Genomic DNA, 16,209 nt, shown 5'->3' on the forward strand with positions numbered 1-16,209 from the left:
TCATCGCCCCTGCCCATCGCCCCCTCATTGTGTGGCATCGGCAGGCATCGTCCCGCACGATTTGGCGCGCGCCGCCTCCACCGCCGGCGGGCGTTTGCGGCCCATTGTCCAGTTCGCCTGAACCCGGACCACGGGATTGGGCGCGCACCAGATCTCGCCGCTGTCGTCGAGCGCGGTCACCCAGATCAGGTTATGCTCCTGTCCGTAATCGATGACGGCAAAGGCGTAGCCCGGTCCCTTGTCGAGGACGTGGACAGGAAGTGGAGGATCAAGCTGCTGAAAAGCCATGGTTTCATTCCGGGCTGAGTCGGGTTGAAAGCGCTGCGGAGGCGCAAATGTTCCCGACGTGGCGATCGGCTGCATCCAAATGGCGCCTTCGCACGTATCTTCGGCGAAACTGGAGGATGTGATGACCCGTCTGACCCGCCGCCATCTGTTCGCGCTCGCCGGCACCGGTGCGATCGCGGTGACCTTTGGCTGCTCCTCGCAGCAGAGCGAGGCCGCACAGCGATTCGAAGTGACGCACAGCGATGCCGAATGGCGCAAGCTGCTGACCCCCGCCCAATATCGCGTGCTGCGCGACGAGGCGACCGAGCGCCCGTTCACCAGCCCGCTGAACAAGGAACACCGTGCCGGCACTTTTGCGTGCGCGGGATGTCAGCTGCCGCTCTACAGTTCGAAGACGAAGTTTGACAGCGGCACCGGTTGGCCCAGCTTCTACGCGCCGCTCAGAAACGCGGTGCTGACGCGGACCGACCGGTCACTGGGGATGACGCGCACCGAGGTGCTCTGTCGCCGCTGCGGCGGCCATCTTGGCCATGTGTTCAACGACGGTCCGCCGCCGACCGGCAAACGCTATTGCATGAACGGCGTGGCGATGACGTTCCGCCCTGCATGAGGCGCAGGAGGCGCCGGGTTATTTCTGAAGCGAAACCTCGACCCCGAATTTCGACAGATCGACCTGCGCGATGGTCAGCGGGGCGAGCGGGCCATCGCCCTGCACGCCCGGTTCCGGCGCGCCGTCGGCATAGATGAAGCCGTTCACCGGATAGACCGAACTGCCAAGGCCGTTATTCCCGGCGAACCAAACTTTCACGCGGCTCCAGTCGCCCTTGTCCGACACGTCGATCGCGATCACATTCTTTTCGACGCCGCCCCGGCGCGACCAGTTGGCGTGGGTCAACAATACCTCGCGGTCGCTGATTACCTTTGACACCATCGCGACATGGCCGAGCTTCATGCGCGCGGTCGGGGCAAAGGACATCACCGAACCGGCGACCGGCTCGCGGCCCCGCTCATACTTGCCCTCGGCCTGCGACCACCAGGTCAGCGCATTGCCATAGATTTCGATGCCGGACACCATCCGGGCATAGGGAACGCACTGCCAGAACTGCGCCTGTGCGGGAGCGATCGTCGCCAGGCAAAGCGCGGCCATCAGCGCGAATCGCGCTCCGAGCGTCTGAATTTTCATGTGGTCCCCTGACCCCGAATCTCGTTGCAGGGGGATTGGCAGAAAGGTTTCCGCGCTCCTACCCCTGCAACGGACGTAATCCGACGAAGCGTTTCACCGCGACGACGACCGGCGAAACCATTTTCTGCGGTGCGGCGAAGCGTTCGATCATGCCGGTCAACCGAGCGCCCCCGACGCGCCGGGGGTCGTTACCCCTCCGTTTCCATTTGTTGCGCAAAAGCCGCGCCGGCAACTCGTTTCAAATGCAACATTTCGGTTCACCGCAACCTTTGTTGCAACGCAGCAGCTTCTATGATCGGATGCTGAACGGCGGACGACGCGGGGTTAAGCAAGCTGTTAACCATCTTGCGGCATGATCCGCCATGTCGAGTAACGCATTTACCGGGGTGGGGAGTGCAGGAGAATGAGCGCAAGGAGTAAGCCGGCCGAGGGCGCGATGACCCTCGCTGAGATGAAGGAATTCGCGGGATTTGCCGCAGCGACGCAGCGTTATATCCGCCGCGCGCTGGACGTCGGCCTCGACCGTCGCGACGCGATGGAATTATGGTCGCGCGATGTGGTCGAGGCGGCGAGCATTCGCGCCCAGGCGCATATGTACGACCGGCTGCCCGAAATCCGCGCGCTCGTTCCCGACGACAGTGGCCTCGACGCGATGGAGCCGTTCATGGCGCCGCTCGTGACCGTCTCTGCCTTTGATCTGGGCCAGGGCCGCCTGACGAGCTTTTCCGCCTATCGCTTCCTCTATGAACGCCTGATCGGTGCGGAAGTGCGGCCCTGGCTGCCGGCCGCATTTTGTTCGGCGGCGGCACTGCCGCATCTGCATCCCGATTTGCGGCGCAAGCTGCTCCAGTCGATCAGCGAAGCTGCGGCGACCGCGTCGGGCTGGTCGAACCGTCAGCCCGCCTTTTACCCGCAATGGGTGGAAAAGGTGGATGCGAACGCGCTTCCCAACTGAACCTTTCCGTCGGGCCTGTCGCTAGCGGCAGGCCCGCCACCCCATCGCGCCGCGCTCGGCCTGGTCAAGATGCAGATGATCGCGGTGCGCCGCGTTGTAATCGGGTGACAGGACGGTTGCGAAGACACCGCATGCGCCATCGCGCACCTCCCGCAGGAAGCGCGCCTTTGCCCCCTCTCCCTTCCAGTCGCCGACCAGAGTGATCCGCGTCCCGTCGCGCAGGCGGAACGCGGCGATATCGACCGCGTCGGCGGTGGCATGCGCGCTCCAGTCGCCGCCCTCGCGATTGTACATGCGCCGGCAATTGTAGCTGCCGAACTGTTCGATTTCGGCCACATCCTGTCCAAAGATGCGCTGCGCCGCCGGCTGGACGACATCCCATTCCCACATGGTCAGCGCCGCCGCGACCGGACAGGCGACGCCCAGATCGCCGGGCGCGTAGCGAATGCGCCGCGATCCACCCGCCGTGAAGCGCACCGCATCGGCATAGCCGCAATCCGGTCCGTCATCGCGCGATGGCAGCACCGTATAATGCACCCCCGCCCGGTCGAGCAGCGCTCGGCATTGCGGGAAATCGCCGGTCAGTCCCGCCAGCTTGCGACCGGTAAACAGCCCGACCGGCTGCGACAGGTCGAGTTTCGTCCAGGGCAGGTCCTGGGGCCGGTCGCGAAGCGCCGCATAGGCCAGTAGCGCGAGCGTCAGCAGCAGCGCAGCGACGATCACCGCGCCGACGCCGTTTCGAACCGCCTTCACGCGCGCTCTGCCGATCCGATCGGCTCGGACGTCACCGGATATCCGCGCCCCTGCGGAATGCACAGATGCGGCTCACCGTCGCGCAGTTCCTGGCGTGGCGTGATCGTTTCGACCGGATGCGCCCGCGCGTCCGCCGCCGCGTCGGCGAAACTGCCGAATTGCGCCAGGCGCTCAAGATTGCGGCGAGTGGGAAAGATGATCCGCGTTCGTCCGGCATCCGCGTCGGCAAGCGCCCGGGCCGCGCTGGTCCAGATCAGCCGGCTGTTCTCATTCCCATCGACCGTGGGCGGCGGCGCATCGGCGGGGCATCGCGCCAGGTAAAAACGGGTGTCGAACACGCGGTGGCGCGCATCAAGCGGCGGCAGCCATCGCGCGAACGACACCAGCGCATCCAGGTCGAGCATGTCGGGCGTCAGCACGTCGCCGGGCGGGGTGCCGGCATAGAGCGCGCGCCGGGCGGCGGCGATATCGATCGGCTCGCGCAGGCCGATCGCCAGCCCCGCCTCCTCGATCGTCTCGCGGATCGCCGCGATCCGTGCCGCCGCCTCGTCGCGCGGGCCGTCCAGCATCGCCGCCAGCGCATGGTCGCCCGGATCGATCCGGCCGCCGGGAAACACCATCGCCCCCCCGGCAAAGCGCATCGCCGCCGACCGTTCGACCATCAGCAGATCGGGCGCCGCGCCGACGCGTTCGCGCATCACCACCAAGGTGGCGGCGGGAATCGGAACGGCGGCGATATCGGGCATGGGCCGGATTTAGGGGCAGCACCCGCGCGATGCAAAGCCGGGGCGGCGCGGACGTCGCCCGACATGGCCGCATCCGCCCCGGTATCGGGGACGAACGACGCGGGCGCGAGACCCCATCCCTATTTCTTGCCGAACAGGTTCCCCGCCATGCCGGCCAGATCGTTGAGCGGATTGCCGTCGCCGTCGCGATCGAGCATGCCCGACACCTGGCCCATCAAGCCGCCCTGATCCTGCATCATCGCGGCGAAGCGGCCAAGCGACCCTTCACCCCCGATATGGCCGATAATCTCTTGCAGCTTGTCGATCGGCAGGCCGGTGGCGGCGGCCGCGCCCTCGGCCGTGTCCCCCTGCATCGGATGGTGCTGGGCAAGCGCCTGGACCGCCGATTCGACATGCTCGGGCGACAGACCGACCTTTGCCGCGAGGTTGGAAATCGTCGCATTGCCAGACACCTGGCCCAAAAGGTCGTCGAACATGCTCATTGCCTTGCACTCCCGCACGAGAAAACTGACCTCGCTTCCTATCACGTCACGGGAAGCGGAGCGAGGTCCGGCGCGGCGAAACTGCGGCGCGCGGCCACCGAAAACAGCCGGTCGCGGCTGTAGAATCGCAGCGGCCACGCCCGGTCGCCAATCTCTCCCGTCAACAACGCGTTGACGTCGGTCAGCAGATCGCCGGTCGCGTGCCGCGCGGCGAATGCCCGCACGCCGGCAAGCCAGGCGCGGGTGATCGTGTCATGATAGCCGCCGCGATCGTCATTCACCCCGCCGACGCTTTCGTTGAACCGCGCGATGAGTCCGGCGATCCGCGCATCAAGATCGATGTCGGGCCGGCGCGTGACCAGGTAGAAGCAGGCGGCCAGATGCGCCTCGTGCGTCCATTCGGCACGATCGAGCGAACAGCTGAGCAGCCCCTCGCCCAGATGGACGATCGTGGCAGCCTCGGCAAACAGGCGAACCGGATAATCGGTCATCGATCGGGCGTCCTTACGGTTGGCCCGGTGCGATGGCCGGGCGGGTCAGGCGGGCATGGCGACTTTGGGCGCGGCCTGGCGCACGCCCTCATCCACCTCGCTCTCGAACTGCGCGAAATTGGCGACGAATTCATCGACCAGTCGCGCCGCCGTCACGTCATACGCGTCCTTGTCCGCCCAGGCGGCGCGCGGATCGAGCATGTTGGGATCGATATCGCCCACCGCGACCGGCACCATGAATCCGAAGTTCGGATCCTTGCGGAACTGCGCCCCTTTCAGGCTGCCGTCCAGCGCGGCGTTGAGCAGCGCACGGGTAACCTTGATCGGCATCCGCTTGATCCCCGGCATCGTCGCCTTGCCGCCACTCCAGCCGGTGTTGACCAGCCAGCAATCCACCCCGCCCTTCGCGATCCGCTCCTTCAGCAGATTGCCATAGACCGACGGATGGCGCGGCATGAACGGCGCACCGAAACAGGTGGAGAAGGTCGCGGTCGGCTCGGTCACGCCGATCTCGGTCCCGGCGACCCGTGCGGTGTAGCCCGACAGGAAGTGGTACATCGCCTGTTCCGGCGTCAGCTTCGCGATCGGGGGCAGCACGCCATAGGCGTCGGCGGTGAGGAAGATGATGTTCCGCGGCACCGGCCCCAGATTGTCCGCGCTGGCATTCGGGATGAAATCGAGCGGGTAGGACCCGCGGCTGTTCTCGGCGAGCGAATTGTCGTCGAGATCGAGTTCACGCGTTTCCGGGTCCATCACGACATTTTCGAGCACCGTGCCGAACCGCTTCGTCGTCGCATAGATTTCGGGTTCCGCCTCGGCCGACAGATTGATCATCTTGGCATAGCAGCCGCCCTCGAAATTGAAGACCGCCGTGTCCGACCAACCATGTTCGTCATCGCCGATCAGCGTGCGGCTGGCGTCCGCGCTCAGCGTCGTCTTGCCGGTGCCGCTCAGGCCAAAGAACACCGCCGTGTCGCCCTCCGGACCGATGTTCGCCGAACAGTGCATCGGCATGATGCCCTTCACCGGCAGCAGATAGTTGAGCAGGCCGAAGACGCTCTTCTTCATCTCGCCGGCATAGGCGGTGCCGCCGATCAGGATCAGCTTCTCGGTCAGATTGACCGCGATCACCGTCTCGCTGCGACAGCCATGGCGCGCGGGATCGGCGCGAAAGCTGGGCAGGTCGATGATCGTATATTCGGGATCGAATCCCGCCAGTTCGTCGCCATCGGGCCGGCACAGCAGCGTGCGGATGAACAGATTGTGCCAGGCATATTCGTTGACCACCCGCACCCGTACCCGATGTTCGGGCTGCGAGCCGCCATAGAGATCGGCGACGAACAGCGTGTCCCTGGCCGCCAGCGCCGACAGGAAATCGGCCTTCAGCGCGGCGAAATGATCGGGCGTCATGCCGCGATTGGTGTCGCCCCACCACACGCTGTTCTCGGTCTCCGCATCACGGACGATGAACTTGTCCTTCGCGCTGCGCCCGGTGTGCTTGCCGGTCTCGACCACCAGCGGCCCGTCCTTGGCCAGCCGCCCCTCACCCCGCCGGATCGCCTGCTCGACCAGCTGCGCGGTCAGCTCGTTCCAGTGGACCGTGGTTTCAGGCCCGACACCCAGGGCATCCAGGCCGATGTTCGGCGTGCGCTCGGTCAACTTGTCTCTCCTCATCCCGCGCGACGGGCGCGCGACATACGTATGCACTCCCGTGCGCATAGGCAGTCGCCCGGATCGCGGTCAATGGCAGAAACCGGTGTCAGGCGATTGAGCCGAGCGATTCGATCGGATAGACCGCCTGGATGATGTCCCGAACCGTGACAGGATTCGCATGAGCGCGACGATCGCGCTCGTCGATGACGATCGCAACATCCTGACCTCGGTCTCGATCGCGCTCCAGGCGGAGGGCTTCGTGACCCGCGTCTATTCCGACGGCGAGGCGGCGCTGAAGGCGCTGACCGAAAATCCGCCCGACCTGGCGGTGCTGGACATCAAGATGCCGAAGCTCGACGGGCTCGAGCTGCTGCGCCGGCTGCGCGAAAAGCTGACGACCCCGGTGATCTTTCTGACCAGCAAGGACGACGAGCTGGACGAGGCGCTGGGCCTGGCGATGGGCGCCGACGATTATATCGCGAAGCCGTTCAGCCAGCGGCTGCTGATCGCGCGCATCCGCGCCATCCTGCGCCGGGCCGAAGTTGCCTCGGCCAGCCCGGAGGCGGAGGCGGGACAGGAAGCGCAGCCGGTGCTGGAACGCGGCCGGCTGGTGATGGACCCGGCACGCCACAAGGTGACATGGAACGGCGACAACGTCACGCTTACCGTCACCGAATTCCTGATCCTCGAAACGCTCGCGCAGCGTCCCGGCATCGTCAAGACGCGCAACCAGCTGATGGACGCGGCGTATCAGGACGACATCTATGTCGATGATCGCACGATCGACAGCCACATCAAGCGCGTCCGCCGCAAGTTCCGGCATGTCGATCCCGATTTCGACGCCATCGAGACACTCTATGGCGCGGGATACCGATTCTCCGACGAATAGCTTCGCCGCAGGCGGCGAGGCGCGGGACCTGGCGCTGCGCTGGTCGGCGCGCGTCAGCCTGACGCCCCGCATTCTGGCGGTGAACATCTTCGCGCTGGCGATGCTCGCCGGCGGGTTCTTCTACCTCGACAGCTATCGCTCGCGGATCGTCGATGGGCGCATCGCACAGGCGAGTCGCGAGGCGGTGCTGATCGCACAGGCGACCGCGAGCACCCCGCCGGCGGACCGCGACGCCCTGATCCTGCGGCTCGCCCGAACCAGCGGCACCCGCATCCGCATCTACGACCGGGGCGGCAAGGCGGTGCTGGACACCCGCGCGATGGGGCTGCGCAACATGGTGCTGCGCGATCCGGACAAGGATCCGTGGGGCCAGGCCGCGGCCCGTTTCCTCGACGCGGTGATCGATACCGTCGCGGGTGCGGACCGGGTCCAGCAGTTTCGCGAGCGCGCGGCGGACCGGGGGCTGGAATGGCCCGACCTGCGCACGGCGTTCGAGACCGGTGCGGCGGCGGCGAGCGTATGGCGCGCGCCCGATCGCACCCCGGTGATCACCGCCGCCGCCCCGTTCGGCCCCGATCGCGCCGTCTTCACCGCGATCAACGCCCGCGACATCACCCAGACGGTGCGGGTGGAGCGGCTGCGCTTTGGCATCGTGCTGGCGGTCGCCGTCATCCTGTCGGTGCTGCTGTCCCTGTTTCTGGCGCGCACCATCGTCCGCCCGCTGCGCCGGCTCGCGCGCGCGGCGGTGCGCGTCCGGCTGGGCCGTGCGCGCGAGGTGGTGGTGCCGCGCCTGCCCGAACGCCGGGACGAGATCGGCCACCTCGCCCGTTCGCTGTCGGACATGAGCCAGGCCCTGCGCGCGCGAATCGATGCGACGGAGGCATTTGCCGCCGATCTGGCGCACGAGCTCAAGAACCCGCTCGCCTCGCTGCGGTCCGCTGTGGATGGCCTGGGCAGTGTCCGCGATCCGGAACTGCAAAAGCGGCTGCTGGCGATCGTGCAGGACGATGTCCACCGGCTCGACCGGCTCATCAGCGACATTTCGGAAGCCTCGCGACTCGACGCCCAGCTCTCACGCGCGAAATTCGAGCCGGTGGATCTCGCCGCGATGCTCGACGGGCTGATCGCGCAACGCTCGCATCGCGGGGTGGAGCGCGGCGTGGTGCTGCGGTTCGACCGGCCGATGGGGCCGGTGCCGATGGTCATGGGCGAGGGCGCGCGATTGGAACGGGTGTTCGAGAATCTGCTCGACAATGCGATTTCTTTCTCGCCCGATGGGGGCGTGGTCGCTCTCTCGCTCATCACCGACGGCGCGATGATCGAGGCGCGGGTCGAGGACGAAGGCCCCGGCGTGCCGGAGGAAGCGCGCGAGGCGGTGTTCCGCCGGTTCCATTCGGTGCGTCCGGACACCGAACAGTTCGGCCGGCATTCGGGACTGGGCCTTGCCATCGCGCGCACCATCATCGAAGGCCATCAGGGACGGATCGGCGTCGAATCGCGGGAGGATCGGATGCGCGGCGCGCGCTTCGTGGTCCGCCTGCCGCTGGTTCAGCCGAATTGAAGCGCGGGAGCCATATGGCGATCATCTCTTCCGAAACGCTCCACGCCTCCTGCGTCGCGATCGACGGCCGCGCCGTGCTGATCGAGGGGCGATCGGGCGAGGGCAAGTCGGACCTGTCGCTCCGCCTGATCGATCGCGGGGCGCGGCTCGTCTCGGACGACTATACCATCTGCACGCGGACCGACGGCGCGCTGTTCGGCGCGCCGCCCGCCACGATCGCGGGCAAGATCGAAGTGCGCGGCATCGGCCTGATCGAGATGCCGCACGAGGCGCGTGCGCCGATCGCCTTGCTGGTCACCATCCTCGACGCGCCCCCGCGCATGCCGGAGGGGCCGCAAACGCGCCGCATCGCCGGGATCGATATTCCCGAAGTCGCGCTCGCCGCGCTCGAACCCTCCGCCCCGGTGAAGGTCGAACTGGCGCTTCGTCATCTTGGCCGGGTCCCGGCATGAGCGGCGCGGCAAAACAGATCCTGCTGGTCACCGGTATGTCGGGGGCCGGCAAATCCACGGTTCTGCGCACGCTGGAGGATCTGGGCTGGGAGACGGCGGACAATCTGCCGCTGCGCCTGCTCGACCGGTTGCTCGATACCGCGCCGGCGGAGGGCGATTCGGTCGATGACCGCCCGCTCGCGCTGGGCTTTGGCGCGCGGACGCGGGGGTTCGACGCCGAACGTATCGTCCAGCGAATCCGCAAGATGGCGGACAAGCAGGGGCATGATATCGGCACGCTGTTCCTCGATTGCGCCGGCGTCGAGCTGGAGCGCCGCTATTCGGAAACCCGGCGGCGCCATCCCCTGGCCCAGGACCGACCGGCGGGCGAAGGCATCATCCGCGAACGCGAACTGCTGGCGCCGCTGCGCCGATGGTCGAACCGCCTGATCGACACCACCCGGCTGAGCGCCAACGAACTCGCCCAGAAGGTACGCGAGACCTTTGGCGGGGAGCGGGAGGGCGAGCCGGTGCTGTCGGTGATGTCGTTCGGGTTCGCGCGCGGCGTGCCGCCCGGCGCGGACCTGATGTTCGACATGCGGTTCCTGCGCAATCCGCACTGGGTCGAATCGCTGCGCCCCGGCACCGGCCAGGACGCCGACGTGTCCGCCTATATCGCCGGCGACGTCGCCTATGCGGAGGCATTGACCCGGATCGAGGATCTGCTGCTCACCCTCCTTCCCCGCTATCGCGCGGAGGGAAAGGCCTATGTAACCATCGCGTTCGGCTGTACCGGCGGGAGACACCGGTCGGTCCATTGCGCCGAACGGGTCGCGGCACGGTTGCGTGACGGGGGATTTTCGCCCACGGTGACGCATCGTGATTTGCAGACCGCCCCGCAGGACTCGCTAGAAGGCACACCGGCTGCAAGATGAACCGCATGGGACAAGTTTTGTAATGATCGGTCTGGTACTCGTGACGCACGGGCGGCTCGCCGAGGAGTTCGTCGTCGCGATGGAGCATGTGGTCGGCGCGCAGGAGCGGATCGCCACCATCTCGATCGGCCCCGACGACGATATGGAGGGGCGCCGCGCCGATATCGCGACGGCCATCGCCGCGGTCGATGCGGGTCGCGGGGTCATCGTGCTGACCGATCTGTTCGGCGGCACCCCGTCTAATCTTGCCATTTCGTTGATGGAGGCGGGCCGGGTCGAGGTGATCGCCGGCATCAACCTGCCGATGCTGATCCGCCTGGGCGGCGCGCGCAAGACGATGAAGGTGACCGAGGCGGTGGCCGCCGCGCGCGAGGCCGGCCGCAAATATATCACCGTCGCGTCCGAAGTGCTTGGGGAGGCCGCCGCTTGAGCCGCGTGACCCGGACCGTCCTGATCGGCAACCGCCGCGGGCTGCACGCACGCGCGAGTGCGAAGTTCGTCACCCTCGCCTCTACCCAGCCCTGTGAGCTGCTGGTCGAGAAGGACGGCAATTCGGTCACCGGAACCTCGATCATGGGGCTGATGATGCTTGGCGCGGCGATGGGCGACCGCATCACGATCAGCGCCCAAGGCGACGGGGCCGAGGTGGCGGTGGCGACCCTCGCATCGCTGGTCGAGGATCGGTTCGGCGAGGATTAGGGTTCGGACCCGCCCGGGAATCGGGGAACCGGCCAGCGCACCGCGATCGCGAGGATGGCAAGCGTCGTGACGATCTCAAGCGCGACGACGATTTGATAGGCGGGGTCCGCGCCGACCAGGGTCAGCCCCTCGATCCCCGTATAGAAAATTGCGATCGCCGCGCTCAGCCAGCGGCTCGCGACCGATGGCAGCAGCACCGACAGCGCGATCATCAGCGCCGGTATCGCCAGCATCGCCGAAACCGCAATCAGGACAGTCGGCGTGGCCGGCCCCAATGGCCCCATCTTCCCCTGCGCCATCGCCCCCAGCACCCCGGGCCGATAGAGCATGAAATAGTCATTGTAGATGTAGAGCGACATCAACGTCGCCCAAAGCGCGGCGAGGCGCACACGCAGCGGTATCGGCATGTCCATCGATCGCCCCCATCCCCGAAGAGTCGCGCCCCCGGCGCCTGTTGCCCGGTCAGCCTACACCACCGCGCGAAGGTGTCTAGTGCGAATAACACACCCCCGTCCGGCGGCTTGCGTTCGTCCGCCGCTTGCGCAAGGAGCCGGCATGCCGCGCGAAATCACCGCCTTTTCCAATCCGCTGGTCAAGCGGGTCCGGTCGCTCCGCGACAAGAAGCATCGCCGCGACGAAGGGCTGTTCCTGGCCGAGGGGCTGCGCATCCTGACCGAAGCGCGCGAGGCGGGAATCCTGCCCGACTATCTGTTCTTCGCAAAGGGGCATGAAACCCATAACCTCGCCGCGGCGCTGATCGAGCAGACCGAGGCGCGCGGCGGCGAGGCGATCGCCACCGACAGCGACATCCTCTCCAAATTGTCGGGCAAGGATAATCCGGGCGCGGTGGTCGGCGTCTATCGCGAACTGCCCACCGATCTCGACCGGATCGACCGGACCCGCGCGCCAATCTGGCTGGTCGCAGAGCGGCTGCGCGATCCCGGCAATCTCGGCACGATCCTGCGCACCGCCGATGCGGTGGGCGCCGGCGGCCTGATCCTGATCGACGATTGCGTCGATCCGTTCAGCGTCGAGGCGGTTCGCGCGAGCATGGGCGCGCTGTTCACCATTCCCATCGCCCGCGCACCGTGGGACGCGTTCCACGACTGGCTGCGCGCCGGACCGGGGCAATTGGTCGGCCTCGCGCTCGACGGCGCGGTCGATTATCGCGCGCCCGATTTCGCGCCGCCCGTCTTTCTGCTGACCGGGAACGAGGCCCAGGGCCTGCCCGCTGCCTATGCGCAGGCCTGCGATCTGCGGGTCAGGATCCCGATGCTGGGCAAGGCCGACAGCCTGAACGCCGCCGTCGCCACGGCGGTCATGGCCTATACCGTCCTCGACCGAATTCGTCCGTCGAACTGACGCCCGTCCTGTTGCAGGAACGCGACAGGTTCAGGTTCCATTCGATACAACCTCGGAACAAAAGCTGAGTCCGTGCGTCGAAATGGGCAAGTCTGGAGACGAGCCGATGTTCTATGACACGACCCCCTTCACCGCCGCAAGCAGCGGATATCGCATCGCTTTTCGTCCGGGTGAGCAGAATATCTGCCCCGGATGCGGCCAATCCCACTGGACGATCGGGCGGATGACCGCCGAATGCGCCTTTTGCGCCACCGCGCTGCCGATCAACAATGGCGGCACGTTCGGCGCGGGGCTTTTCCACCGCAGCGCCCCTCCGCGACCGCTCGCGGCCTGACGCGGGGAGGCGGCGGCGGTTTGACGACCGCCGCCGCCACGCTATGGCGCGCGGCATGACCGCAGCTCCCCTCACGCTCTACAATTCGCTCACCCGCGCGCTCGAACCATTCGCCCCGATCGACCCGGCCAGGGGCGTGCGCGTCTATTCGTGCGGACCGACCGTCTACAGCGACCCGCATCTCGGCAATCTGCGCGCCTATGTCTTCACCGACACGCTGAGCCGCGTGCTGCGGTGGAAGGGCTTTTCCCTCACCCATGTCCTCAACATCACCGATGTCGGCCACCTGACCTCCGACGCCGATGCCGGCGAGGACAAGATGGAGGCGGCGGCGAAGCGGCGCGGCATGAGCGCGTGGGACATCTCGCGTCATTATGCCGACGTCTTCCGCCGCAACCTGCGCGATCTCAATATCCGCACCCCCGATCACATGCCGCTGGCGACCGATTATGTCGGCAAGATGATCGAGTTCGCGAAGGGGTTCGCGGACACGAATTGCTACCGGCTCGACAGCGGCCTCTATTTCGACAGCACCACCGTCCCGGACTATGGCAAGCTGTCCGGCGGCCAGGACGACGCCGGCGAAGGCCGGATCGAGAGCGTGGCGGGCAAGCGCCATCCGCAGGATTTCGCGATCTGGCGCGCCACCCCGCCGGGCGAGACGCGGCAGATGGAGTGGGACTCGCCCTGGGGGCGCGGCGCACCCGGCTGGCACCTCGAATGTTCGGTGATGAGCGCGGAGCTGCTCGGCCTGCCGTTCGACATCCACACCGGCGGGATCGACCATCGCGAGATCCACCACGTCAACGAAATCGCGCAGAACCAGGCGCATTGCCGCTGCGGCGATTCAGGCGCAAAGGTGTGGATGCACAACAACTTCCTGGTTGATCGCGGCGGCAAGATGTCGAAGTCGAAGGGCGGGATCGCCACGCTCGACGCGCTGGTGGCAAAGGGCGTCCACCCCCTCGCCTATCGCCTGATGTGCCTCAGCGCGCATTACCGGAGCGAGCTGGAGTTCAGCGGCGAGAACCTGCTTGCCGCGCTCGTCCGGCTACGCCGCCTCGTCCTTTCCGCCGAAAGGTTCCGCGCCGCCGAGGGCAAGGGCGGCGGCGATGCGGGTTCCTATCTCGACCGGCTGGACGCCGCCGTGTCGGACGATCTCAATACCCCCCGGGCGCTACCGGTACTGGAGGAGCTGCTCGCCGACAAGCGGCTCGATCAGGGCGCGCGGCTGATGACGCTGGCGCAATTCGATGAAGTGCTCGGCCTGGACCTGCTCAGCCTGGAGCGCGCGGACCTGCGCGTCCGCCCCGCCGACGCCCGCGTCACCGAAGCCGAGATCGAAGCACGGCTGGCGCAGCGCAAGCAAGCCCGCGCGGAAAAGGACTTCGCCCGCTCCGACGCGATCCGCGACGAACTGCTCGGCGCCGGGGTCGAGGTGATGGACGGCGACCCGCTCGGGTGGGACTGGCGGGTGGAATTGTAAGGGCGGACAGCTGAATGGGGTGGGAAGCTGCCCGTCCGCTATTAACCCGCGTGCATCAGTTTTGACCAGTCTACTCGATCCATTTCAAGAATGGCGGACCAAGCGTTAGCAGGCCGATGACAGCGGAGGCTATTGATGCAGCGAGCACCCCACCTGCGGCTATGTCTTTCACACGCCCAATGGACGGATCGAACTCAGGGCTGATGCGGTCGCAAAGCTCCTCGATGGCGGTGTTAATAGCTTCGGCTACCCAGACAAGGGCAACAGCGATCACGATCCAGCGCCAGTCCTCCAGCGAAACCTTAAGCGTGATCCCGGCGACGATGACGGCAGCCGGCGCTGCTAAATGCAGCCACGCGTTGTGCTCATCCTGCGCAAGCCAACGCAGACCACGGCCTGCGTAGACAAAACTCCTTAAGCGCTCTTGCGCACTGAAGCGCGGCTTCCCGGCTGATGGGTTATCGTGATCTGACATTGATATGGTGTCGCACCTACATCGAACGACCGCAATTGGCATCGGCGAGGACGGTGCCAGATGTCCGCAATGGGGTCGGTTGCCGTCAGGCAGGTTCCCCACCCCGTTCCCTCAAACAAACCCCAGAGTCGTCGTCGAGTAATTCCCGATATTCGGCAACACCGTCGCCATGTTCCCGCTCGACACGCCGAACCAGCTCGCCAGCGTCGCCGCATACTGATCGACCGACGTCGACGGCAGCAGCCGCCCCTGGCCGACATCGTCGGCGGTGTTGGTGCCGATCGCGGGCGCGGTGCCATAGAAGCGCCGCCCGTTGACCGCACCGCCCATCACCAGGTGCATCGACCCCCAGCCATGGTCCGATCCGTCGTCATTCTGGGTCAGCGTCCGCCCGAAATCCGACGCCGTGAACGTCGTCACCTTGTCCGCCACGCCCAGCGCGGCGGTGGTGTCGTAAAAGGCGCGCATCGCGTCCGCCACCTGCCCCACCTTGCCCGGATGGTCGCGCAGCAGGAAATCGTGCATGTCGAACCCGCCGAGCGAGACGAAGAACACCTGGCGCTTCGCCCCCAGTTCCTGCGACACCGAAATCAGCCGCGCGACGATCTTCAGCTGGTCGGCAAGGCTGTTGCCGGTCGGGAACAGCGTGAAATTCGCCGCCGGCGCGCCGCCCAGCGCGCCGTTCACCTGGGCGTACAGGTCCAGCGCGCGCTTGCTGATCGTGGCATGTTCGTTTTCGATCAGATGGGTACGCGCGCCGCCCATGATCGACCGCAACGCGCTTGCGGCGGTGGCCGATCCGAACAGGCTGGACGCACCGTTGATGAGCGCGGTGGGGCCGCTGGTGCCGGTGACATATTGGATCGAGCTGCGGCCGGAGAGATAGACCGCATTGCCCGACGCGCTGATGCAGGTGAGCGCGCTCGTCCCGTTGCCGCTCTGCAACAGATCGCCGATCCGCCCGCCCCAGCCGGACGACGCGCCCTCCGCGCTCGACGCCTGCCAGTAACTCTGCTGGTCATTGTGGCTGAACAGCTTGGGCGGCAGCGCCACCGACTTGGCGGTATATTCGGCCTTCGTCGTCGGGCGCACCAGCGTGCCGACGTTGAGCACCACGGCCAGCTTTCCCGCATCGAACAGCGGGATCAGGCCCGACATCGTCGGCGCGAGCGCATATTGGCGTCCGCCAGGCAACGCCGCCGCCGGATTGAGCAGCGTCGCGGCGAGCGAGGCGCGGCTGTGCGCCAGCGTCGATCGCTGGGCGTTGTATAGATCCCAGCTGGCCTGATCATAGGGCGGCAGCGTGTTGGCGTAGTCGTTCCCACCATAGAGAAAGACGCAGACCAGCGCCTTATAGTCGCTCGCCACCGCCGCCGACGCCTCACCGATCGCCGCCAGCTGGGTGACGAAGGGCGCGGCGCCCCCGGCGATGCCGAGCGCGGCGGACCGCTTCAGAAATGCGCGGCGCGATTGATTGTCGTGCATG

Annotated in this window: 21 protein-coding genes; 11 read left to right on the forward strand and 10 right to left on the reverse strand. The window is 66.7% G+C overall.

Annotation, left to right across the window (positions count from 1 at the left end; all coding sequences use genetic code 11):
• Nucleotides 1-24: 24 nt before the first annotated feature.
• A complete protein-coding gene (locus KF783_RS01040) occupies nt 25-288 on the reverse strand; it encodes a hypothetical protein (protein WP_294076340.1) in 264 nt (87 codons plus the stop codon).
• A 121-nt stretch (nt 289-409) separates the two neighbouring features.
• Here KF783_RS01040 and msrB point away from each other — a divergent pair, with 121 nt between their 5' ends.
• Nucleotides 410-898 (forward strand): peptide-methionine (R)-S-oxide reductase MsrB, encoded by a 489-nt coding sequence (gene msrB, locus KF783_RS01045; RefSeq protein WP_294076034.1) that lies wholly within the window; start codon nt 410-412, stop codon nt 896-898.
• A gap of 18 nt (nt 899-916) precedes the next feature.
• Here the strand turns inward: msrB and KF783_RS01050 are convergent, their stop codons facing one another.
• A complete protein-coding gene (locus KF783_RS01050) occupies nt 917-1,471 on the reverse strand; it encodes a CHAP domain-containing protein (RefSeq protein WP_294076035.1) in 555 nt (184 codons plus the stop codon).
• Nucleotides 1,472-1,874: 403 nt separating this feature from the next.
• Here KF783_RS01050 and KF783_RS01055 point away from each other — a divergent pair, with 403 nt between their 5' ends.
• Nucleotides 1,875-2,426, forward strand: a complete 552-nt coding sequence (locus KF783_RS01055) for a hypothetical protein (protein ID WP_294076036.1) — start codon at nt 1,875-1,877, stop codon at nt 2,424-2,426.
• Between the two features lie 21 nt (nt 2,427-2,447).
• On the opposite strand, the gene KF783_RS01060 is transcribed toward KF783_RS01055, so the two are convergent.
• The 5 genes from KF783_RS01060 to KF783_RS01080 all read right to left on the reverse strand — a co-directional run bounded on the left by KF783_RS01060 (nt 2,448) and on the right by KF783_RS01080 (nt 6,557).
• Nucleotides 2,448-3,179 carry an extensin family protein gene (locus tag KF783_RS01060; protein ID WP_294076037.1) on the reverse strand — a complete coding sequence of 244 codons (732 nt, stop codon included), beginning with the start codon at nt 3,177-3,179 and terminating at the stop codon, nt 2,448-2,450.
• Complete coding sequence (locus KF783_RS01065; protein ID WP_294076038.1) at nt 3,176-3,925, reverse strand: NUDIX domain-containing protein; 750 nt, start codon at nt 3,923-3,925, stop codon at nt 3,176-3,178. Before KF783_RS01065 ends, KF783_RS01060 begins: the two co-directional genes overlap by 4 nt.
• Nucleotides 3,926-4,044: 119 nt before the next feature.
• Nucleotides 4,045-4,407, reverse strand: coding sequence for a hypothetical protein (locus KF783_RS01070; RefSeq protein WP_294076039.1), 363 nt, complete (start codon nt 4,405-4,407; stop codon nt 4,045-4,047).
• Between the two features lie 41 nt (nt 4,408-4,448).
• The gene (locus KF783_RS01075) at nt 4,449-4,898 is read right to left on the reverse strand and encodes a hypothetical protein (RefSeq protein ID WP_294076040.1); all 450 of its coding nucleotides are present in this window, start codon (nt 4,896-4,898) and stop codon (nt 4,449-4,451) included.
• Between the two features lie 45 nt (nt 4,899-4,943).
• Nucleotides 4,944-6,557, reverse strand: coding sequence for a phosphoenolpyruvate carboxykinase (locus KF783_RS01080; protein WP_294076041.1), 1,614 nt, complete (start codon nt 6,555-6,557; stop codon nt 4,944-4,946).
• Between the two features lie 172 nt (nt 6,558-6,729).
• On the opposite strand from KF783_RS01080, the gene KF783_RS01085 reads away from it, so the two are divergent.
• The 6 genes from KF783_RS01085 to KF783_RS01110 are packed head-to-tail and all read left to right on the forward strand — an operon-like array spanning nt 6,730 to nt 11,066.
• Nucleotides 6,730-7,440 carry a response regulator transcription factor gene (locus KF783_RS01085; RefSeq protein WP_294076042.1) on the forward strand — a complete coding sequence of 237 codons (711 nt, stop codon included), beginning with the start codon at nt 6,730-6,732 and terminating at the stop codon, nt 7,438-7,440.
• Nucleotides 7,409-9,001 carry a stimulus-sensing domain-containing protein gene (locus KF783_RS01090; protein WP_294076043.1) on the forward strand — a complete coding sequence of 531 codons (1,593 nt, stop codon included), beginning with the start codon at nt 7,409-7,411 and terminating at the stop codon, nt 8,999-9,001. The genes KF783_RS01085 and KF783_RS01090 overlap by 32 nt, the downstream gene beginning before the upstream one ends.
• A 14-nt stretch (nt 9,002-9,015) precedes the next feature.
• Complete coding sequence (locus tag KF783_RS01095; RefSeq protein ID WP_294076044.1) at nt 9,016-9,453, forward strand: HPr kinase/phosphatase C-terminal domain-containing protein; 438 nt, start codon at nt 9,016-9,018, stop codon at nt 9,451-9,453.
• The gene (rapZ, locus tag KF783_RS01100) at nt 9,450-10,367 is read left to right on the forward strand and encodes an RNase adapter RapZ (RefSeq protein WP_294076045.1); all 918 of its coding nucleotides are present in this window, start codon (nt 9,450-9,452) and stop codon (nt 10,365-10,367) included. Before KF783_RS01095 ends, rapZ begins: the two co-directional genes overlap by 4 nt.
• A gap of 22 nt (nt 10,368-10,389) precedes the next feature.
• A complete protein-coding gene (locus tag KF783_RS01105) occupies nt 10,390-10,797 on the forward strand; it encodes a PTS sugar transporter subunit IIA (protein ID WP_294076046.1) in 408 nt (135 codons plus the stop codon).
• Complete coding sequence (locus KF783_RS01110) at nt 10,794-11,066, forward strand: HPr family phosphocarrier protein (protein ID WP_294076047.1); 273 nt, start codon at nt 10,794-10,796, stop codon at nt 11,064-11,066. The genes KF783_RS01105 and KF783_RS01110 overlap by 4 nt, the downstream gene beginning before the upstream one ends.
• Here KF783_RS01110 and KF783_RS01115 read toward each other — a convergent pair.
• Nucleotides 11,063-11,479 (reverse strand): DUF6326 family protein, encoded by a 417-nt coding sequence (locus tag KF783_RS01115; RefSeq protein WP_294076048.1) that lies wholly within the window; start codon nt 11,477-11,479, stop codon nt 11,063-11,065. The two genes, KF783_RS01110 and KF783_RS01115, sit on opposite strands and share 4 nt — an antisense overlap.
• Nucleotides 11,480-11,621: 142 nt before the next feature.
• Between KF783_RS01115 and KF783_RS01120 the strand changes: the two genes are divergently transcribed.
• From KF783_RS01120 to cysS, 3 genes are all read left to right on the forward strand, one after another.
• Nucleotides 11,622-12,428 carry an RNA methyltransferase gene (locus KF783_RS01120; protein ID WP_294076049.1) on the forward strand — a complete coding sequence of 269 codons (807 nt, stop codon included), beginning with the start codon at nt 11,622-11,624 and terminating at the stop codon, nt 12,426-12,428.
• 106 nt (nt 12,429-12,534) lie between these two features.
• Nucleotides 12,535-12,762: a hypothetical protein gene (locus KF783_RS01125; protein ID WP_294076050.1), complete on the forward strand. Its 228-nt coding sequence runs from the start codon at nt 12,535-12,537 to the stop codon at nt 12,760-12,762.
• A 55-nt stretch (nt 12,763-12,817) separates the two neighbouring features.
• Nucleotides 12,818-14,248 carry a cysteine--tRNA ligase gene (cysS, locus tag KF783_RS01130; RefSeq protein WP_294076051.1) on the forward strand — a complete coding sequence of 477 codons (1,431 nt, stop codon included), beginning with the start codon at nt 12,818-12,820 and terminating at the stop codon, nt 14,246-14,248.
• Nucleotides 14,249-14,318: 70 nt separating this feature from the next.
• On the opposite strand, the gene KF783_RS01135 is transcribed toward cysS, so the two are convergent.
• On the reverse strand, nt 14,319-14,723 hold the full coding sequence (locus tag KF783_RS01135) for a diacylglycerol kinase family protein (protein WP_294076052.1): 405 nt from the start codon (nt 14,721-14,723) through the stop codon (nt 14,319-14,321).
• Nucleotides 14,724-14,834: 111 nt separating this feature from the next.
• The gene (locus KF783_RS01140) at nt 14,835-16,208 is read right to left on the reverse strand and encodes a DUF1501 domain-containing protein (RefSeq protein WP_294076053.1); all 1,374 of its coding nucleotides are present in this window, start codon (nt 16,206-16,208) and stop codon (nt 14,835-14,837) included.
• Nucleotide 16,209: the final 1 nt, after the last annotated feature.

The sequence above is a fragment of the Sphingomonas sp. genome (assembly GCF_019635455.1).
GTDB lineage: Bacteria > Pseudomonadota > Alphaproteobacteria > Sphingomonadales > Sphingomonadaceae > Sphingomonas.